We start from the raw sequence: 19,424 nt of genomic DNA, 5'->3' as shown, positions 1-19,424 counted from the left end.
GTGCGGGTATTGTCATGTCATTATGTTTTATAGTCGTGATAATGACTTATATTTGCCATTTTAACGATTTTTTATACCAATAAAGAGCCCTGACATGAGAAATCCTCATTTTTCTACCCTTGCTATTCATGGTGGTGATCAAACCGACAAAGGTCACCATGCGGCTTTTACTCCGATTTATACCGCCAGTAGCTTTATTCAGCCCCATCTGAGCCATCAAGCAGACTTTGGCTACTCCCGTGTTGGCAATCCAACACGATATGCTTACGAGAGTGCGTTGGCGGCGCTCGAGCAAGGCTGTTATGCGACCGCGACGGCCTCGGGGATGGCTGCGACAGCCTTGGCCTTAGAACTGCTACCCGCAGGCGCGCACATTATTGCGATGCGCGGTGTGTATGGGGGTACACATCGCTTGTTCGACAAACTCCGCGCCACCAATAACGGACTCAGTGTCGATTATGTTGATCTCAATGACTTGGACGCCGTGGCGGCAGCCGTCAAACCAAGTACTGCCATGGTTTGGATTGAAACTCCGACGAATCCCTTGTTAGAACTGGTTGATATTGCTGCGATTTGCCAGTTTGCCCGCGAGCATGCCTTATTAACCTGTGTGGATAACACCTTTGCGACTGCGTGGAACCAAACGCCGCTGTGTTTAGGGGCGGATATTGTGATGTTGTCGACCAGCAAATACATTGGCGGGCATTCTGACATGATTGGCGGTGCGCTGGTCACCGCTGATGAAACCTTGGCGAAAAAAATTGATTTTGCCAAAACCACGGTCGGCGCAATTGCCTCACCATTTGATGCTTATCTCGCGTTACGCGGATTAAAAACGCTCGATTTGCGTATGCAGCGTCAATGCGATAATGCGCTAAACGTCGCGACCGCACTGGAAAACCACCCTGTCATTGAAGCGGTTTTCTATCCGGGCTTACCGTCACACCCGCAACATGCGCTTTGTCAGACGCAAATGCGCTCAGGGGGAGCAGTCGTCACCATTCAGTTAAAAGGCACGCGGGTCGAAAGCGAGCGATTTTTAAGCCGCTTACGCTACTTTATCTTGGCGGAATCGCTGGGTGGTGTGGAAAGTATGATTAACCATTCAGCGTCCATGTCTCACGGCTCCATGAGTGAAGAGGAACGCGAGGCGATGGGGGTTTTCGATACCACCTTCCGGCTCTCGGTCGGCATTGAAGACAGTCGTGACTTGATTGATGATCTCCTGTATGCGCTCGATCAGGAGGCATCATGACCGATTATGGCGTCTGGACGGTGGTGACGCCCCTGGTCACGATTGTGCTTGCGGTGGTCACGCGTCAGGTCATTCTGTCGCTACTGACAGGGGCGATGGTGGGTTATACCGTGATTGCGGATTTCAATCCATTCGCTGGCGTCGCCAAGGCACTGGATAGTTATATTGGTGTGTTTGCCAGTGCGGGAAATACGCGCACCATCTTGTTTTGTTTTATGGTGGGTGGATTAATTCGTCTTATCCAAGTCACAGGTGGCACGCGGGCCGTGATTCATGCGCTCACCGAGCGTGCTCAATTGGTGAAAAATCCGATTGCGGTGCAGTTGCTCGCGATGGTCACCACCACGCTGATTTTTATTGAAAGCTCCATTTCCATTATGTCAGCGGGGACGGTGAGCCGTGATTTAGCCGATCACTATCGCGTCTCTCGCGAGAAGCTCGCCTATGTGATCCAGTCATCCTGCGTCGCGACCTGCTCTAGTGTGATGATCAATGGTTGGGGTGCCGCGATGATGGCGATTATCGGCGTGCAAGTCAGCAAAGGTTATGTTGAAGGGGAGCCCTTCAACATTCTATTGCACGCTATTCCTTACAACTTAATGGCGTGGCTCTCCTTGCTAGCAGTGCTGTTTTATGTGCTCACTGGGGCGAGTTGGGGGCCAATGGCGAAAGCTGACCAACGTGCAGCAGCCGGGCAAGTACTGCGTGAGGGCGCCTTTCCTATTGCTGGCGATCATCAGCGCGATGATGAGCCGCTAGGCAAAGTGAGCTATTTTGTTCTGCCGTTACTGAGCACCATTTTAATGGTGCCGGTGGGCCTGTTTATCACCGGTAATGGCGATATTGCCTCTGGGTCTGGCTCGACTGCTGTCTTTTGGGCGGTGATGACAGGTACTGCCGTCGCGATGGCTTTCTTTATCGGCACGCGTGTCTTGTCGTTAGATGCCTTTTTCCGCCACCTGTTAGCCGGATACGCCAATATGATGCCTCTGGGGGCAATTATGTCGCTGGCATTTTTAATGGGGGATTTATCGGCAGACTTACATACGGGACACTACATCACTCAGGTGATTGATGGCATTTTGCCTGCGGGATTATCAGCCGCTTTTGTCTTTGTGATTGCCGCCATTATGTCACTGGCGACCGGGACCTCGTGGGGCACGTTTGCAATCATGATCCCGATAGGTATTCAGATTGGCGCCGCGACAGGCATTGACCCGCACTTGATGATTGGCGCATCGATATCTGGGGCGATTTTTGGCGATATGACGTCACCAATCAGTGATACCGGCATTGTCGCGTCGATGGCAACAGGCAATGATCACGTTGATCATATCCGCACGCAATTTCCTTACGTTATGGTCGTAGGAGCGATTAGCACAATGGCATTTGCGATCTTAGGGAGTATTTAAAGAGAGACTGCCTAAGCGATGGCGCGGGCGGTTGAATAACCTCAATGCAAGCGTTGTTACTGCATTGAGGCGTAAAGGCAAGCAGGGGCGTTGTCACCAAAAAAAACCCCTCTAAACGATTGACTAGATCTTGTTGATGATGGGTGCTGTTTGCTGATTTAAATACGCGATAATGTCGTCCGATTCATACATCCAGCGCGTGTCTCCAGCATCATCTTCGATACGCAAACAGGGCACTTTAATACGGCCACCACCTTGCTCAAGCGCTTGCCGTGCGGCCATATCACGTTTGGCATCTTTAACCGCCAAAGGTAGCCCTAGTTTGCGACTCGCCTGACGAACTTTGACACAAAACGGGCATGCAGCAAATTGATAGAGTGTGAACTGTTCTGACAACCGCTCAAGTGCTTGTGTTTGTTCGGCACTTAACTTGGGAGACTTAGGTTTGGTTAAGGCCTCGACAACGAGAATAATTTTTCCAAGGATCCAACGAATAACGCCCATATAACCTCCATGCGTTCAATAAAGCCAGAGTGTAACACGCCAAACACGTTTGCTCATCGTTAACATATTGTTCCTGTATGGAAATAAAGTGTTTCCACCTGAGTACAGAATCGCGTTGTGCCTCTCGATCGCGCTGTTAGACTATGCATGCGACAACCTCACGATAAAAAGCAAACGATTACGAGTACCCTATGATACTGCAAGCTATTGACTTCCAAGCATCGAATGCGGAGCAAGCATTTGTTGAATCTTTACGTGAAACAGGCTTTGGCGTTCTTAAAAACCACCCGCTACAACAGCAGCGAGTCGCTGATATTTACCAAGAGTGGGAAGGCTTTTTTAACACCGAGGAAAAGCACGATTTCACCTTTAAGTCAGACACGCAAGATGGCTTTTTCCCCGCTAAAATTGCGGAAACGGCGAAAGGCCATACCAAGCGTGATCTAAAGGAGTTCTTTCATTATTACCCTTGGGGGCAGTGTCCTGAAGCACGACGTGATAACCTGCAATCTTATTATCAACAAGCGACCAGTTTAGCTGAAACCTTGTTGTCTTGGGTTGAGCGTCAATCGCCTGTCAGCGTCAGTGAGCACTACTCACAGTCACTGTCGAGTATGATTGCGGGGAGCGAACAGACGTTACTGCGCGTATTACATTATCCGCCGTTAAACGGTGATGAAGAGCTAGGTGCAATCCGGGCCGCTGCGCACGAGGATATTAACTTGCTCACTATCCTTCCGGCGGCGAATGAGCCGGGCCTGCAGGTGAAAGCCAAAGATGGTAGTTGGTTGGATGTACCGTGTGATTTTGGTAATTTGATTGTCAATATTGGTGATATGCTGCAAGAGGCATCGGGCGGCTATTTCCCATCAACCACCCATCGCGTGATAAACCCTGAGGGGGCGGATAAAACTAAAGCACGTATTTCCTTACCACTGTTTTTGCATCCCAAACCAGAAGTGGTGTTGTCTTCTCGCTACACTGCGAAAAGCTACTTAATGGAACGTCTGCGTGAGTTGGGCGTGATTTAACCTTAGGCCTCCAATAGCTGCCGAGATAAGATATTGCCTCGGCAGCGTTAAAACCCTATCGTTCGCCCTGATACGGTCACCTAAAACAAGTACGAGCATAGCTTTAAGGGGAAGGCGTCAGTTTCAATAAACTCCCGTTACTTCTGTCTGTCAGTAACAATATACTGCCATCGTTTGCTTGGATAACATCACGAATACGACCAAACTGACCATCAAGCATCCGCTCCTCATGAATCACTTTGCCATCTTCCAATACTAGCCTGACTAATAACCCAAATTTTAAAGAGCCAAGCAGCAGGTTGCCTTGCCACATTGGGAAGCGATCACTGTCAACCATGATCATGCCTGACGGTGCAATTGACGGATCCCAATAATAAACCGGTTGGCGCATCCCTGGTTTTGATGTCCCCTCTCCGATTTGTGTGCCCAGTCCATAGTTAACGCCATATGTTATAGTCGGCCAGCCATAGTTTTCACCGGCGAGAATAACGTTGAGTTCATCGCCACCTTGGGGACCGTGCTCATGTGCCCAAATACGTGTGCCTGTGTTATCGAGGGCGATGCCTTGGATATTTCGGTGCCCGAAGCTAAACACCTCCGCACGTTTGTCATCCGCCTGTAGGAAGGGATTACTCTTCGGCACTGTACCATCAAGATTAAGACGCACGAGCGTGCCCAGATGATCGTCGGCAAATTGCGCGCGATCGCGGTGGCCACGATCGCCGAGCGTGATATATAGGTGCTCAGAAGTGACCAATAAACGACTGCCAAAATGGCGCCCGCCACTGCGTTTGGGAGAGGCTTTAAAAATAACACGACTGTCAATGAGTACATCTTTAGACAGTGTGGCCATTATAACCTCAGTACCGGCTTGTCCTCGCTCGTCGATGGCGGCATAGGAAAGATATAAACGCTGGTTGGTCGCAAAATCAGGTGCCAAGGCGATATCTAATAGGCCCCCTTGCCCCTCTTGAAACACGTTTTTTGGGGTGCCTAAAATGGAGACGACCAGCCCATTGGGTGTCAGCCGTTTAAGCTTGCCGTCACGCTCGGTAATCAGTAGATCGCCATCCGGAAGCTCAGTGATCCCCCATGGATGAGAAAAGCCGGATTTCAGTGTTTCAACACGAAGGCTCACCGCCTCCGTGTTGATGGTTTTTGCCTCTGCAGCCCCTATTGTCCCAAGAAACAGAACGACCAAGCACAATGAATGCGACAAACGCATTGCTCACCTCCCATTAATGTGTGCGTAGTTTTTCGTACAAGCGGTCTTTGAGGTGCGCGCGCTGTCGTTTCATGGCAGTAAAGATGTCGTCGCTGGTGGGGATTTGGTTCATCTCTAAACCACGAATATGGTGATCGAGTTGATGATAGCGTTGCGCATCGAGCTGAAACGCGGGGTCATATTGCTTAAGGTGGTGGATACGATCGCGATGCTCCGGGAAATCAAAAACGAGTGCGTGGTTTTCTCCTTGCATACAGCCTCCTGTTATCGGCCTGCCTTTTATAAGGTTAGGCCTGCTTACCGCGATTATCCAAATTTCATCGATGATAATCACGGTGATGTAGTAGGCGAGCTGTCTAGGTCTTTGTCTTTTCGGGAAAAGAGACGCGTTGACCATCGGTCTTCAGAAGGCTAATGGTGCGTGGAGAGCCATCTTCATTCAAGGTGACCAATCCTACGGCGCTGGCATTGACGAGACGCTTCGGGCCTGGCGTATCAGGGTCGCGCCGATCAATACGCATACGCTTGCGTTTAGTGAGCCAATTCAGTGGAGACAGTGGGCTGAATAAAACGCGATCGCACCACTCGCAAAAGCTCAGAAGTGGCTCGGGGAAGCGGTTTTTGAAACCACTGGCAGTTATTTGCCACAAACGCGGACTATGGGTGCGAAATCGGATTCGAATATCATAAGCAAACGAGTAATGCACATCCCCAGATAAAATCACGTAATTGGTGGGCGTACGTTGATGACGAAAAATACTGAGTAGCGTATTGGCACTCCCTGGGTGGGCCATCCAGTTTTCGGCATCGACGACAGTCGGCGCGCCTAGCCAGGTCGCAATTCGCTGTAATACCTCGATAAATTTAACGCCAAACATGGGAGCGGCAGAGACGATCACCGCGCTATCATGCCTTAACAGATCATGTTGAAAATCCATCAGTGCTTCCCAGTCCATCAGGCCCGACGGTTTATTCATTCGTGACTCGGATCGCCAGCGACGAGTGCGTGTATCTAACACAACAAGATGTGGCGTGGTTGGTACCGTGTAATGCCAGTGCTCAAAGCGCAGACATTGCTCCACCATAGCCTGGTGCGTCTCTGTTTGTGTGTCCAGGTCGCAAACACTAATGGGCTGATAGGCGCTTTGGCGGGCGGTAGTGAGAAAGTCTTGGCCAAAGTTATCGGGCGCATTGCCCCAACCTTGGCACAACCAGTAAGCCATCAGACCATTGCCGATAATGCGACGAGAAAAGGGATTGAGATACGCGGCCTGTTCCCAACCGACGGTGATATTCCAATCATCCGTGATGTCATGGTCATCAAAGATCATATAGGTTGATAGATGTGCGAATAGTCGCTGCACACCGGTTAAACCGGAACGAAAGGCATTGAGTGCGAGTGTTTCTTGTTGATAGCGTTCGCGTTGACTGTCGGTAAGTTGACTGGGGAGATGAAGATGAGGTCCGTCTGTTAGCGTCCAAGAAACGGGAGCCCAAACCAGCAAATACATGGCGACGTGTTCTGCAAAGCTTATCAAGTGATTGGAGACGGTTTTGGAGGTAAAAATAGGCTGTGGTTGACCAAACAGTCTCTCTAAACGGCCGCCCTTTTCCGCGCGCTGGCTAGGGAGGAGCTTGCCACGTTGAACATAGCTGTCAGGATGTGTATCCAAGGCACGGCAGTCGACAATGGGCGCGGCCTCGAAATACTCATTTTTAAGACCTAATACGGCAATTAACCGGCGAATACGCTGCAGCATCGGCGTGGCGACGTCATCGGCGTAGATTTGATCCCCACTCATAATCAACATATTAGGCCAGTGTGTCATGGGGGTCGTGGCCAAATGTTGGTCGAGAGTGACGAGGGCATCATCGCAGTGGTGGTGCAGATGTCGGCATGAGCCATGCGCGATGTGGGTGGCTTTTGAGGGAATACAAAAAGAGGGCGCTTGCTCGTTGTCATACAAGATATCCGGTTGGATGTCCGCCACTCCCCTGTGGTTGATCTGTATATCGTATGACAACGGGAGATCGACGGGAAACCCATGGGCCGACCGGAGATGATGAAGCACGACCCACGCACGCTCGCCAAGACGAAACCAATGTCCGGCTGACAATGGCATGGATGCTAATATCTGGTTGTGCTGATAAACTGACACGGTGCCATCTTCGGGCTTTTGTGTTAGCACTGACCATAACGTCACTTCATGCTGTGTCGTACGCCGTAGCATGGGGCCGGCAATAAAGAGTGGGAGCGATGCGTCTTTATCCAATGTCTCTGGGTCCTCGAAATCAGCTACTGGGCTACTGGGTTGTATATTTGCACTTTTACCTACGTGAGTGCAAAGAAGATAGTTTAATCGTCTGATTTGTTGCCTTTTTAGCCATTCGAGCCGAGTGTGTGGGGATTTATTGAAAAAAGGGTTGCACCGAGATAATGGATTGCCTATCATCTCGCTCGTTGTCGAAAAAGACAATTCCCCCATAGTTCAGTTGGTAGAACGGCGGACTGTTAATCCGTATGTCACTGGTTCGAGTCCAGTTGGGGGAGCCAAATTTAGAGAAAGCGCTAGCCGAAAGGCTGGCGTTTTTTTTTTGCGTTTTTTTTTGGATTTTGTCACGTATTGTCAAACGCCACGCTAGGTAGCGTGGCGTTTGCACTTTCTGCCATTAATTTTGCGTTATGTATAGATTACGGGTGTACCGCAATTTATTCGGGTTCTCAACGTTATAACCGCCTACTTTAGGGCTTTTAATCACACTACGTGTGTAGAAGTACAGCGGAATGGCTGGCATGTCGCGAGCAAAAATACGCTCAGCTTCTTGATAGTAATCGTTGCGTTTTTCCGGGTCGACGACCGTCAAAGCCTGATCCAGCGCGTGATCATAATCTTTATTCCCCCAACTGGTTTTATTCATACCGTCACTACTGAAATAGCTCAAGAACGTCGATGCTTCGTTATAGTCACCAATCCAACCGTCTCGGGCGACATCAAAATCTTTTTGCAGCACTTTTTGTAAAAAGGTTTTCCACTCTTGGTTGGCTAAGTTGACATCAACCGGGAGGTGGCGTTTCCACATCGAGGTTACTGCCAGTGCCAGTTTTTTGTGTGACTCCATAGTGTTGTAAACCAGTTCAAACTCCAGTGGATTGTCTTGCGTAAACCCGGCTTCCGCCAATAAGGATTTGGCTTTTTGATAGCGCGCATCCTGACTCATTTCCGCCCATTCAAGCTTGGGTGCCTCAAAGTGGTTAATCGCTGGTGGGGTAGCGCCATACGCAGGAATTTGGCCTTGGCCGAGAATAATATCGGTGATGATGTTTCTATCAATGGCATAAGATAAGGCTTTGCGCACTCTGACATCGTCAAAAGGGGCCTTTTCGGTATTAAATAAGTAATAATAGGTTGCTAAAGACGGCATGGTGATCAATTCATTAGGGCGTTCTTTTTTGATTTGATCATACGCTTCCAAAGGGAAGCTCGAGGTGATATCGATCTCGCCGGTACGATAACGGTTATATTCAGCATTGACATTACTTGATGCAACATACGAAGTCTTATTAATCACTGTTTCTTTGTCGTTCCAATAAAGCGGATTTCGCTCAAGATCAATGCGCTCATTAATGACCCAGTTAGTGAGATTGTAGGCACCCGAGTTCACCATATTGTTGGGGCGAGTCCAGCTGTCACCAAACGCTTCAAGCGCATGCTGTGGTACTGGATACGTTGATGAGTGAGTCAGCATATTGGGGAAGTAAGGCGTACGGCGTTCCAGGGTAAACTCAACCGTGTGATCGTCAATGGCTTTAACCCCGAGTTGCTCTGCTGGCTTTTCGCCGTCAGTGATCGCTTTTGCGTTCTGAATATTGGCGGTCCCTAAATACCAAGCGTAAGGCGCACCTGTAACAGGATCGACGACACGTCGTAAGGTAAAGATAACGTCGTCGGCCGTTATAGGCTCACCGTCTGACCATTTCGCATCACGTAGATGAAACGTATATTTAAGTCCATCGTCACTGATTTCCCAGTCTTTCGCCAGGCCGGGCACAACCTCGCCTTCTGGATTACGAATCATTAACCCTTCAAATAAATCGGAGATAATTTTATTGCTGGCGGTATCGCTGGATTTGGTCGGGTCTAGTGTTGGTACTTCACCGGCGACGCCCCAAATGAGGGTCTGTTCATTAGCGAGGGTGACATTCTCTGGCACTTGGGCGGCAAACGCTGAACTGCATAATGTTAACGCCATGGCACTGGCGAGTATCTTGATTTTCATAAGCCTTCCTTGGTTGAGTGTTTTGTTAATAAATCTTAACAATCAATAGATTAACCCTAATTGCTGATGAAATAAAACCTAGATGAAAGAAATATGATGCGCGTTGGTGACAGCAATAAAAGGTGACACCTCGCGAGCAGCATTAAACAGGGGTTTAAGCGATTAAAGCAGCATGATCGTTGGTCTTCCCGGTGTTTGTATGGCTAAGTTGTCATGCTTTTAGCATAGAAACACGATGACTTGCTAAGCTCGTTGGATTATGCGAGCCTCAAACATTCATCTTAAATCAAATAAAATCAAGGCAAGGAACTGCTTCTGACTGTTACAAGGAGAGTAAAATGAAAGTGTACGGACATCCGCTGTCAATAAATGTTCAGAAAGTGATGTGGTTGATTGAGGAGCTGGATTTAAGTATTGCGCTAGAAGAAGTCGATATTTGTCATAGCCATCGTGACGCACAAGCCATCGCTGAGCGTTGTCCGATGCAACAAACCCCCGTTTTAGAAGACGGCCCGAATAGCGTGTGGGAGTCACATACCATATTGCGCTACCTCGTTGCTTGTTATGGTAACAAAATGTGGTATCCGGATTGTGCGTTTCAACGATCATGTTATGAACGCTGGATGGACTGGTGTCTCTCCTCATTCCAACCCGTTATTAAAAGGGCGTTATTCTCTTCAGCCTCTGACCACCCACAAGCTATGTCTTCACAAGCTATGTCTTCACAAGCTATGTCATCACGAGCTATGTCATCACGAGAAAAGGCGCTAGAGCAGTGTCGTTATCATCTGGAACGAATCGATGAGGTACTGGCGGAGCAAAAATATCTCGCATCAGATCGCATAACATTGGCTGATATTGCGATAGGAAGTTTGATCCATAGCTTGCATAATGAGGCGTCTTTAACCTTGCCACCTAATATCTCTCGCTGGTATCAGCAGTTAGCTGATTTGCCAGGCTATCAGCGTTGGATCATGCAAGCAGAGTCGACTCTGCCTGCATAATACAAGCCTTAACACTGTCTTTGTTACAGTGTTTTTAGGGGGCCGACCACGCATAACGCATTCTGGTAGCCGGGTTGCTGCTCAACTTGCTCCAGATAGCGAAAAATGTTGGCGTGATGTTCGGTATGAAGCTGTGGGCGCGCTGCCAATAATGGAAAACTCATTTGAATATCGGCCGCTGTGATTTGGTCCCCACAGAGCCATTTATGATGCGCTAAATGATTATCTATCATAGCGAAATGGTCGTGTAACTGCGGCGTCAGGAACTGCTGCTTCACACCATCCATCAGCTTTCGGGCTAGGGGCCGAATAAAAAATGGCATGGGAGATTCTGGAATTTTACTGAATATCAGAGACATCACCAATGGTGGCATCAGAGAGCCTTCGGCATAATGCATCCAGTATCGATAGAGGCTCTTCTCTGTTTTTGTTTCAGGTATTAAGCTGCCATCCCCGTATGTATCTAACAAATATTCAATGATTGCGCCAGATTCCGCAATCACAATGTCCCCGTCTTCGATCACGGGCGCTTTCCCCAAGCTGTGTATTTGTTTCAACTCACGCGGTGCGAGTTTGGTTTTTGGGTCACGCTGGTGGCGAACCAACTGATATGGAACCGCCAAAGACTCCAATAACCAAACAATACGCTGAGACCGCGATTGCTCTAAATGATGTAAAGTAATCATATCGGACCGTTTTAGACTGTAATTTAAAAACTAGGCTCGGGATAACGTACGACTCTAATGCTGATTCGATCAATAATGGTTGGCAGATCATTGGGTAAGAGCGGGAAGGACTTGTCCTTCGATACGAAGATCCGGACTGATTTCTTGAATATTTGTACCGCGAATATACAGATTGCCGCCGATATAGATATCGTCAGGAATAGCGTTTATCGGCGAGTTCGTGAGGTATAAATTGCCTTCAACAAATAGACGCTGAGGGAGCGCTGTCAATGGCGTATTGACCAGGCTTAAATCGCCTCGCACCACGAGGTTAGGGGGCAGACGCGTTATTTGTGTATTGGTCAGGTTAATATAGCCACCGACTTTCATTCTCGGTAGCTGCTTCAAAGCGGTATTGGCCGCGTTAAAATACCCGCCCACCTCTAATCCGCGAGGTAGCCGTACAATATCACTGGCTTCAATATCCAGGTACCCTTTTGTTTTGAACCCTGCAGGGAGTGCTGTAATCGGCGCAAACCGCAGTTTTACGTTACCGTAATTATCTATGTAGCCGTGGAAGCGAAGGTCTTGTACAAACTGGCTAGCGGGCTCATTCATTGCCAATGTCGGATAGACAACTATCATTGGAGTGATCAACAGGCAAAATCTGACAAGAAGTGCGCGCATAAGAGTAGGGCATAATGGCTAGTGTTTGGACCAATGTAGAGCGTTTTGGCAGATATTCAAGCTGGTTGAGCTAGGCAATCATCGAAAATGTGGTTTGCTGCGTATGATTTTGCAACATTTATCTTGCAACACTTATTATGACAACGAGGTGCCAGTGAAGAGCACGCACTATAAAACTTTGCGCTTGGTGCTGGGCGATCAGCTCAATGCGAGCCATTCATGGTTTAAACAGACCGATGACTCTGTGCTTTATTTGGTTGCGGAGCTTAACCAAGAAGCCACCTATGTCAGGCATCATGTCCAAAAGGTAAGCGCATTCTTCGCGGCGATGGCGGCCTTTTCCCATGCACTTGAGCAAGCGGGTCACCATGTCTGTTACCTCACTTTAGATGACACTCAACGCTATCAAGATTTACCCGCGCTAATAAGTGCTTTGTGTGAACATTATCAGGTAAACACCTTTGCGTATCAGCGGCCGGACGAGTATCGGCTTTCGCAGCAACTCATCGCGCTCAATCTCCCCGATAAAGTGGCAATCCAATGTGTTGATACAGAGCATTTTTTATTGTCTTACGACCATATAGCGACTCAGTTTACGGCGAATAAACATCGTAAAATGGAGTATTTTTATCGGGATATGCGTCGCCAGTTTGGTGTCCTGATGGACGGTGATACGCCAGAAGGAGGACGCTGGAATTACGATCAAGATAATCGTAACAAGCTCAAAAAAAGCGATTTAGCTGCCATTCCGTCTCCCTTAGTATTCAGTAACGATGTTCGCGATATTTTAGCTCGTATCGAACGGCATAACGTTGCGACGATCGGTGAACCTGCACCAGACCTACTCTGGCCTGTGACACGATCACAGGCGAAAGCCTTGTTGGATCACTTTTGCCGTCATTGCTTGCCTCTGTTTGGTCAGTTTCAAGATGCCATGACGGGTCGTAGCGATCACCAATGGAGCCTCTATCACAGCCGTTTGTCGTTTGCACTGAATGCAAAGTTACTTCATCCCATGCAGGTGATTACCGTCGCGATTGCGTATTTCCGACATAGTGATGCCATCAACCTAGCGCAGATTGAAGGCTTTGTGCGTCAAATATTAGGCTGGCGGGAGTACATACGTGGCGTATATTGGGCAAATATGCCTGCTTATGCAGAGAAAAATGTCCTCGAGGCAAATCGACCACTCCCGCGTTATTTCTGGGATGGGCAAACCAAAATGCGCTGTGTGTCTCAAGCGGTGACCCAGTCATTGCAAACGGCCTACGCACACCATATTCAACGACTCATGGTAACGGGGAACTTTTGCTTGCTAGCCGGTATTAACCCGGATGCCGTCGATGACTGGTACTTATCAATTTATATTGATGCGATAGAATGGGTTGAGATGCCTAACACCAGGGGGATGACGCAATTTGCTGATAACGGGTTGGTTGGCACGAAACCCTATGCGGCCAGTGGCGCTTATATTAATCGCATGAGTGATTATTGCGGGGATTGTCATTACTCAGTGAAAGAGAAAGTGGGGGATAACGCGTGTCCACTGAATGCACTTTATTGGCATTTTATGCAGCGTCATCGCGATCGCTTTAGTCGAAATCCAAGAATGGCTATGCCTTACAGAAACTGGGATAAAATGGACGCTGCCCAGCGCGAGGCCATGCTTGAGCGTGCAGACTATTTGCTTGCTCACCTCGATAATCTCTAGTGTTGGTGGTCAATACCTCTTTACGGTGCGCTTACTGCCAATAAGCGCACCGTGTTGTGTCATTCTTGACTGATCACCGCCGCTATTGGGTGTTTGGCACCACTTGAATCTCAACCCGACGATTCAATGCGCGATTGGATGCACTGTTATTGGCAACGAGTGGACGTGTTTCGCCAAATCCAGAGGTATAAAGGCGCGCATTGTCGATAGACTGGCTGGCAAGATAGCGTTTAACGCTCATCGCACGTCGCTCAGACAAGCCTTGGTTGTATGAGGCTGCCCCTGTGTTGTCGGTATGGCCCTCAATGCTTAAAAAGGTTTTGTCGTATTTGCGCATGACGTTGGAAACCGCATTGAGGGTGGGATAGAAGTCGGCGGCGATAGCATCTTGATCCAATCCAAAGGTAATATTCGATGGCATGATCAAACGAATGTTATCCCCTTCTCGCACTACTTGAATCCCGGAGCCTGCCAATTCCTCACGGAAAGCCTGCTCTTGCTTATCCATATAGTTGCCCACCGCGGCACCACCGATCGCACCAATGGCTGCCCCGATAAATGCGCGTTTATCTTTGTGGTTAGAGGTGGACTTACCCGCAATCGCACCAGTGATCGCGCCAATGGCCGCACCTTTTTGGGCATTCGACATGGATTCACAGCCTGTTAATGCCAGTGAGGCAGTCAAAACCGCAACCGCAGTAAGTTTATATTTTGTTCCCATTGTGTTCTCTCTATCACAAGTTAGCGATGACTCTACTCTATTGCATGTTAGACATTATTCTTCAAGAAAGTGTCAAAAAAATGATTTTCTGCTGATGTTTTAAACACAATGGATTCCGTCGCAGACACAACTCTCAGTTTTGTCTTTTATTTTGTTTATCTTGCCTAGCAAATTGCGCTGGATCAAAATGTGACGAACTAATGGCGTGTTACAAAATGGCATCAAAAGGGGAAAGCACTTTCTGCTAAAACCTCTGTTATCCCTACAAAAGGAGTCAAGGATCATGTCGAGCACTTTCTTTATCCCAGCGGTTAACCTCATGGGTGCCGGATGCCTTTCAGAAGCCGCAGACGCTATTCAATCGCATGGATTTAAAAAAGCCCTCATTGTCACCGATAAGGTGCTGAACGAAATTGGTGTCGTCAAACAAATCGCGGCGTTACTGGATAGTCGCCAGGTTGACAGTGTGGTGTATGACGGTACTCAGCCTAACCCAACAACCGGCAATGTGGCGCAAGGCCTTGAGCTTTTGCAAGCGAATCAATGTGACTGCGTGATCTCTTTGGGTGGCGGATCGCCGCATGATTGTGCGAAGGGTATCGCTTTAGTTGCCACGAACGGCGGCCATATCAGTGATTATGAAGGTGTCGATCAATCGGCGAAACCTCAACTGCCACTGATTGCGATCAATACAACAGCCGGCACGGCATCTGAGATGACGCGTTTTTGTATTATTACTGAAGAAGAACGTCATATTAAGATGGCGATTGTCGATAAGCATACCACGCCAATTATCTCGGTGAATGATCCTGAGCTTATGCTCGCGAAGCCAGCTTCACTAACCGCGGCGACCGGAATGGACGCATTAACTCACGCCGTTGAAGCGTATGTATCAACCGCCGCGACACCGATCACGGATGCCGTCGCGCTCAAAGCAATGACCTTGATTCAAGAGCACCTTCGTACCGCCGTGGCTGACGGACAGAATATTGAGGCACGTGAACAAATGGCTTATGCGCAGTTTATGGCCGGTATGGCATTCAATAATGCGTCGCTCGGCTATGTGCATGCCATGGCACATCAGCTCGGCGGGTTTTATGACCTCCCTCATGGTGTGTGTAACGCGGTATTGCTACCCCATGTTCAGCGCTATAACGCGCAAGTCTGTGCAAGTCGTTTACGCGATGTGGCAACTGCGATGGGCGTTGATACCGAAAACATGACTGAGGATGAAGGTGCGAAAGCCGCAATCCAAGCGATTCAGTCGTTGTCAACGGATGTAGGTATTCCTGCAGGTCTGAATGAATTGGGCGTTAAACAAGACGATATTGATGTGTTGACGGAAAATGCGCTCAAAGATGCTTGCGGGTTTACCAATCCGAAGCAAGCAACCCATGAAGAAATCGCTAAAATTTTCATGGAAGCCATGTAATCAGCCGCTAAATCGATATTGAAGAACAAAAGGCCTGAGTGATCAGGCCTTTTTTAATCGGCGTTAATCGCTTCTGTCTTCCACTTCGACGATTTGGTTTTGGCAAGTCTGACCGCTTAGTACGATCTGAATGTTCGCCAATGTGGTCTCGGCAATGTTGTGCAGTGCTTCTTTGGTTAAGAAAGCCTGGTGGCCGGTAATCAATACGTTGTGGCAGGCTGAAAGCCGACGAAATACGTCATCCACAATCACATCATTCGATTTATCTTGGAAAAAGAGATCGCGCTCATTGTCGTAGACATCTAAGCCTAATGAGCCAATTCGGCCTTGTTTGAGTGCCTCGATGGCCGCGACAGAATCAAGAAGCTCGCCCCGACTGGTGTTTATCACCATCACACCGTCTTTCATTTGATTGAATGCGTTGGCACTGAGTAAATGGTAGTTCTCTTTAGACATGGGGCAATGTAAAGAAACCACATCACTTTGCGCATAAAGCGTTTCTTTTGAAACATATTCCGCCCCCAGTTCAAGGGCCTGTGGGTTTTGATAGGGATCGTGGCAGAGTAGACGCATCCCTAGGCCGTTGAGAATGCGCATGGTCGCAATACCAATTTTTCCTGTACCAATAATCCCCACTGTTTTGCCATGAAAGTTGAAGCCGACTAAACCCTCGAGCTCAAAGTTGGCGTCGCGGGTACGTTGATACGCTTTATGGAAACGACGATTAAGACACATCATCATGCCAACCGTGTGCTCGGCGACCGATTCAGGCGAGTACGCGGGCACGCGCACAACCGTGATCCCCAGTGATTTAGCTGCGTCGAGATCGACACGGTCGTAGCCAGCGCAACGCAAGGCTACGAGAGAAGTCCCTGCCTTTGCGAGAATTTCAAGTACGGGGCGAGACAAATCATCGTTTACAAACGCACAAACCACCTCGGCACCTTGCGCCATTTTGGCTGTTTTGTCAGTGAGTTGGAAATCATGAAACTCAAACGTGTACGCAAATGCGTCGTTGACATGAGTAAAGGCGGCCTTGTCATAAGATTTCGCGCTAAATACGGCAATGGTCGTCATTAAATAGCCTCCGGTTTAATCGGGGGAGGTGAATGGTCTCTATCAATAACGTGATTTTGATCAGAAATAAACCATTAAATTTATCAGGATAATCGTGTCGGTTATGGTACGAAATTGCAAAGCCGAACTTGTGTTCGGCTTTGATAATGTTGTGTCTCCCTCGCTTGCCTAGAACCTAATAGTGGTATTAATGCGTATATCTCGGCCAGCTGCTGGCACGCCGGCAGAAAGGTAGGGTGAGTAATATTGATCGGTAAGATTGACGATAGTGGCACGTAGTACAAAATCATCACTGGGCTTCCATTCACCATACAAGTTTTGGAAAAAGTAGGCGTCACTTGCCACGTTTGCAGTGTGCAAAGAAGGCTCGTTAGGAACACGATCTTGCTCGTCCCAATATTGCCCTTGCCATGCGATTTGAATGGTATCTGTCAGTTGGCGTCCGATACCGAACATTGCACTTAGTGGTGGGGTTTCGTACCAGTATTCGTCTGCGCCCGTGCTATCGCGCAATGATCCTTTATGTTTCCCCCTAACAATAGAAACAGACGCATCGGTGAACCAATCGTAGAGACGATATTGTAACTGTGCGTCGAGGCCGTAGGTATATAGCCCTTCTAGGTTGGTATAGTAGCCTTCTTTTTGTTTTGTCGCATTTATGCCACGACGCTGAGCAACGTCATGAATGATGTCATTCCAGAACAGCGTGACCTCAGTAGCAAGGTGATCGCTTTCAGTCAACACACGTTGATGCTCATTAGTCATACCTAATAGATACGCATTGACTCGAGTCACGGAAAGATCCCGACTTGTCGAGGCCCGTTTAGAGGCTCTTGCATACTGCACCGTATACAATTCGTCAATTGTTGGTGCTTTCAAGCCATAAGCATAGGCGGCTTTGATTTGCGTAGATGGACTGACATCGTAGACCAATGCAATACGCGGCTCCCAACCCTGGTGAGTAACAGCACTATAGTCATGACCCACAGATGGGTCGTTATAATCAGGTGCTAAATTCGGAACGCCCTCTGATCGAATATGGTTATAGCGCAGCGAGGCGGTTAGTTCGAGATCTGGAGTAATGAAGTATCTATCTTGGACAAACGCACTTTGAGTTCGCTGTTCACCAGATGGTTCAAAGTTTGGTGTATAGTACCCGTAGTTTTTCGCTGGTTTTTTTCGATAAGTATGATTGTAAACGCGAGAGTCTCGGTTTTGGTCTTGGTATTGAGCGCCGATCATAATTTCGTGATCACCGAAGTGGCTAGTATTCGTCAATTCTGCAAACCAACGCTCATATGATAACCATACCTGATGACCGTATTGACCCGAAGAAATATAAGATTGATAGGTGCTGTCGGGTCTCTCCCAATAACGATGGTTTTGTGAATGTGCGATCACGACACTAGTGTCTATAAAGTTATTAAACGGTTGATAGTGGTAATTCAGGGTACTGGTATACTCGCGATAATGATTATCCACCGATGTGGCAAATAATGCCGCTTCGTAGCTACCATACTTATCTATTTTGTAATCACTAATCGAAGGCATGGCGCCGCGTCGATTTGCCCACGGTTTTCTTCCCTGGTCGTCATACCGTGTGTGGCTTAACATAAAATCATGCGCACCAGATTGATAATGAATTTTACCGAGCAAGCTATGTTGGGCGTAGCCCGAGAAATCAAATGTCTCTCCGTTTCCTAGCTCAATATCATCTGCATCACGTTTTGACCCATGGAGCAATACCGACCAGCCAGAGTCGGATTTGCCAAAGGCAGTAATACTGCGTTTCCATTGTTGGTTCACGCTATTAAAGCCAGCCTGAGCCGTCGCACCGATTGACTCATCCGCATCAAGAAAGTCTGCAGCTTCTTTTGTTTCCATAATAAAACTGCCGCCAAAGGCGCCCACACTGGCACGAACGTTATGATCGCCTTTTACCACGCGGACAGATCTTAGCAACTGAGGATCGAGGAAAAAACTGCCATATCGATACTGTTGAAATCCGACTGGAGCACCATCTATACGGACAGATAGTGCTGAGGGGTGAGAAAACCCCCACACATTGATACGTTCACTGCCTGGGCGCGCACCGGCATCAAGTGAGACGCCGGGCATTTTCATGACCAACTCTCCGATGTTATGAGCCTGTTCGCGTTGAATATCGTCCAGCTCTAAAGTCGATTTTCCCGGTGAAATAAGGGTAATAGGATGGTTTAGTTGCTCACCTTGCACCTTAATGGTTTCAATGCTGTCGGGAGAGCGATTCGTGTTAGCACTGGCGGTATGAATGCCAATAGCGAAGGCTGCCAAAATGGCAAAGCATAAAGAAGGATACGGCATACTCATAATACTTTACTGACGTATAAAAATGCGCACTATACGCCGGCTAATCACAACTATCAATGCTAATGAGATTGAT

16 protein-coding genes and 1 tRNA gene are annotated in these 19,424 nt (G+C 48.2%); 7 read left to right on the top strand and 10 right to left on the bottom strand.

Annotated elements, in window-relative coordinates; all coding sequences use genetic code 11:
• Positions 1-94 precede the first annotated feature (94 nt).
• The gene (locus BZG78_RS08160) at positions 95-1,255 is read left to right on the top strand and encodes a PLP-dependent transferase (protein WP_077660904.1); all 1,161 of its coding nucleotides are present in this window, start codon (positions 95-97) and stop codon (positions 1,253-1,255) included.
• Complete coding sequence (locus tag BZG78_RS08155) at positions 1,252-2,667, top strand: Na+/H+ antiporter NhaC family protein (protein ID WP_077660903.1); 1,416 nt, start codon at positions 1,252-1,254, stop codon at positions 2,665-2,667. The genes BZG78_RS08160 and BZG78_RS08155 overlap by 4 nt, the downstream gene beginning before the upstream one ends.
• A gap of 123 nt (positions 2,668-2,790) precedes the next feature.
• Here BZG78_RS08155 and BZG78_RS08150 read toward each other — a convergent pair whose 3' ends face one another.
• On the bottom strand, positions 2,791-3,171 hold the full coding sequence (locus BZG78_RS08150; RefSeq protein WP_025744879.1) for a glutathione S-transferase N-terminal domain-containing protein: 381 nt from the start codon (positions 3,169-3,171) through the stop codon (positions 2,791-2,793).
• A 191-nt stretch (positions 3,172-3,362) separates the two neighbouring features.
• Between BZG78_RS08150 and BZG78_RS08145 the strand changes: the two genes are divergently transcribed.
• Positions 3,363-4,202 (top strand): 2OG-Fe(II) oxygenase family protein, encoded by an 840-nt coding sequence (locus BZG78_RS08145; protein ID WP_077660902.1) that lies wholly within the window; start codon positions 3,363-3,365, stop codon positions 4,200-4,202.
• A gap of 103 nt (positions 4,203-4,305) precedes the next feature.
• Here BZG78_RS08145 and BZG78_RS08140 read toward each other — a convergent pair whose 3' ends face one another.
• The 3 genes from BZG78_RS08140 to BZG78_RS08130 form a co-directional block, all read right to left on the bottom strand.
• Positions 4,306-5,427 carry a PQQ-dependent sugar dehydrogenase gene (locus tag BZG78_RS08140; protein WP_077660901.1) on the bottom strand — a complete coding sequence of 374 codons (1,122 nt, stop codon included), beginning with the start codon at positions 5,425-5,427 and terminating at the stop codon, positions 4,306-4,308.
• Between the two features lie 13 nt (positions 5,428-5,440).
• Positions 5,441-5,680: a DUF465 domain-containing protein gene (locus tag BZG78_RS08135; protein ID WP_025744348.1), complete on the bottom strand. Its 240-nt coding sequence runs from the start codon at positions 5,678-5,680 to the stop codon at positions 5,441-5,443.
• A 103-nt stretch (positions 5,681-5,783) separates the two neighbouring features.
• Positions 5,784-7,658 (bottom strand): alkaline phosphatase D family protein, encoded by a 1,875-nt coding sequence (locus tag BZG78_RS08130; RefSeq protein ID WP_077660909.1) that lies wholly within the window; start codon positions 7,656-7,658, stop codon positions 5,784-5,786.
• 247 nt (positions 7,659-7,905) lie between these two features.
• On the opposite strand from BZG78_RS08130, the gene BZG78_RS08125 reads away from it, so the two are divergent.
• Positions 7,906-7,981: transfer RNA gene (locus tag BZG78_RS08125), tRNA-Asn, on the top strand.
• A gap of 116 nt (positions 7,982-8,097) precedes the next feature.
• Here BZG78_RS08125 and BZG78_RS08120 read toward each other — a convergent pair.
• Positions 8,098-9,705 (bottom strand): peptide ABC transporter substrate-binding protein, encoded by a 1,608-nt coding sequence (locus BZG78_RS08120; protein WP_077605502.1) that lies wholly within the window; start codon positions 9,703-9,705, stop codon positions 8,098-8,100.
• A gap of 338 nt (positions 9,706-10,043) precedes the next feature.
• Here BZG78_RS08120 and BZG78_RS08115 point away from each other — a divergent pair, with 338 nt between their 5' ends.
• A complete protein-coding gene (locus BZG78_RS08115) occupies positions 10,044-10,709 on the top strand; it encodes a glutathione S-transferase family protein (protein ID WP_077660900.1) in 666 nt (221 codons plus the stop codon).
• A gap of 23 nt (positions 10,710-10,732) precedes the next feature.
• Here BZG78_RS08115 and BZG78_RS08110 read toward each other — a convergent pair whose 3' ends face one another.
• Both BZG78_RS08110 and BZG78_RS08105 read right to left on the bottom strand, forming a co-directional pair.
• Positions 10,733-11,395: a glutathione S-transferase gene (locus tag BZG78_RS08110; RefSeq protein WP_077460882.1), complete on the bottom strand. Its 663-nt coding sequence runs from the start codon at positions 11,393-11,395 to the stop codon at positions 10,733-10,735.
• An 87-nt stretch (positions 11,396-11,482) separates the two neighbouring features.
• Positions 11,483-12,019, bottom strand: coding sequence for a hypothetical protein (locus BZG78_RS08105; protein ID WP_077460883.1), 537 nt, complete (start codon positions 12,017-12,019; stop codon positions 11,483-11,485).
• A gap of 196 nt (positions 12,020-12,215) precedes the next feature.
• Between BZG78_RS08105 and BZG78_RS08100 the strand changes: the two genes are divergently transcribed.
• Entirely contained in the window at positions 12,216-13,772 is a 1,557-nt protein-coding gene (locus BZG78_RS08100; protein ID WP_242412999.1) for a cryptochrome/photolyase family protein, read from the top strand.
• A gap of 82 nt (positions 13,773-13,854) precedes the next feature.
• Here BZG78_RS08100 and BZG78_RS08095 read toward each other — a convergent pair whose 3' ends face one another.
• Complete coding sequence (locus BZG78_RS08095; RefSeq protein WP_025744343.1) at positions 13,855-14,493, bottom strand: OmpA family protein; 639 nt, start codon at positions 14,491-14,493, stop codon at positions 13,855-13,857.
• 283 nt (positions 14,494-14,776) lie between these two features.
• Here BZG78_RS08095 and yiaY point away from each other — a divergent pair, with 283 nt between their 5' ends.
• Positions 14,777-15,925: an L-threonine dehydrogenase gene (yiaY, locus tag BZG78_RS08090; protein WP_025744342.1), complete on the top strand. Its 1,149-nt coding sequence runs from the start codon at positions 14,777-14,779 to the stop codon at positions 15,923-15,925.
• Between the two features lie 63 nt (positions 15,926-15,988).
• Here the strand turns inward: yiaY and BZG78_RS08085 are convergent, their stop codons facing one another.
• Both BZG78_RS08085 and BZG78_RS08080 read right to left on the bottom strand, forming a co-directional pair.
• On the bottom strand, positions 15,989-17,002 hold the full coding sequence (locus tag BZG78_RS08085; RefSeq protein ID WP_077660898.1) for a 2-hydroxyacid dehydrogenase: 1,014 nt from the start codon (positions 17,000-17,002) through the stop codon (positions 15,989-15,991).
• 168 nt (positions 17,003-17,170) lie between these two features.
• The gene (locus BZG78_RS08080; RefSeq protein WP_199877176.1) at positions 17,171-19,345 is read right to left on the bottom strand and encodes a TonB-dependent receptor; all 2,175 of its coding nucleotides are present in this window, start codon (positions 19,343-19,345) and stop codon (positions 17,171-17,173) included.
• Positions 19,346-19,424: the final 79 nt, after the last annotated feature.

The sequence above is a fragment of the Salinivibrio sp. MA351 genome (genome assembly GCF_001996065.1).
Classification (GTDB): Bacteria; Pseudomonadota; Gammaproteobacteria; order Enterobacterales; family Vibrionaceae; genus Salinivibrio; species Salinivibrio costicola.
Note: the sequence above shows the minus strand (reverse complement) of the source record. Positions and strands in the feature narration are given on the sequence as shown.

What these genes read in the sequence shown, in the direction of transcription:
- BZG78_RS08160 (WP_077660904.1), top strand. Translation starts at nt 95, where the DNA reads ATGAGAAATCCTCATTTTTCTACCCTTGCTATTCATGGTGGTGATCAA.
- BZG78_RS08155 (WP_077660903.1), top strand. Translation starts at nt 1,252, where the DNA reads ATGACCGATTATGGCGTCTGGACGGTGGTGACGCCCCTGGTCACGATT.
- BZG78_RS08150 (WP_025744879.1), bottom strand. Translation starts at nt 3,171, where the DNA reads ATGGGCGTTATTCGTTGGATCCTTGGAAAAATTATTCTCGTTGTCGAG.
- BZG78_RS08145 (WP_077660902.1), top strand. Translation starts at nt 3,363, where the DNA reads ATGATACTGCAAGCTATTGACTTCCAAGCATCGAATGCGGAGCAAGCA.
- BZG78_RS08140 (WP_077660901.1), bottom strand. Translation starts at nt 5,427, where the DNA reads ATGCGTTTGTCGCATTCATTGTGCTTGGTCGTTCTGTTTCTTGGGACA.
- BZG78_RS08135 (WP_025744348.1), bottom strand. Translation starts at nt 5,680, where the DNA reads ATGCAAGGAGAAAACCACGCACTCGTTTTTGATTTCCCGGAGCATCGC.
- BZG78_RS08130 (WP_077660909.1), bottom strand. Translation starts at nt 7,658, where the DNA reads ATGCTACGGCGTACGACACAGCATGAAGTGACGTTATGGTCAGTGCTA.
- BZG78_RS08120 (WP_077605502.1), bottom strand. Translation starts at nt 9,705, where the DNA reads ATGAAAATCAAGATACTCGCCAGTGCCATGGCGTTAACATTATGCAGT.
- BZG78_RS08115 (WP_077660900.1), top strand. Translation starts at nt 10,044, where the DNA reads ATGAAAGTGTACGGACATCCGCTGTCAATAAATGTTCAGAAAGTGATG.
- BZG78_RS08110 (WP_077460882.1), bottom strand. Translation starts at nt 11,395, where the DNA reads ATGATTACTTTACATCATTTAGAGCAATCGCGGTCTCAGCGTATTGTT.
- BZG78_RS08105 (WP_077460883.1), bottom strand. Translation starts at nt 12,019, where the DNA reads ATGATAGTTGTCTATCCGACATTGGCAATGAATGAGCCCGCTAGCCAG.
- BZG78_RS08095 (WP_025744343.1), bottom strand. Translation starts at nt 14,493, where the DNA reads ATGGGAACAAAATATAAACTTACTGCGGTTGCGGTTTTGACTGCCTCA.
- yiaY (WP_025744342.1), top strand. Translation starts at nt 14,777, where the DNA reads ATGTCGAGCACTTTCTTTATCCCAGCGGTTAACCTCATGGGTGCCGGA.
- BZG78_RS08085 (WP_077660898.1), bottom strand. Translation starts at nt 17,002, where the DNA reads ATGACGACCATTGCCGTATTTAGCGCGAAATCTTATGACAAGGCCGCC.
- BZG78_RS08080 (WP_199877176.1), bottom strand. Translation starts at nt 19,345, where the DNA reads ATGCCGTATCCTTCTTTATGCTTTGCCATTTTGGCAGCCTTCGCTATT.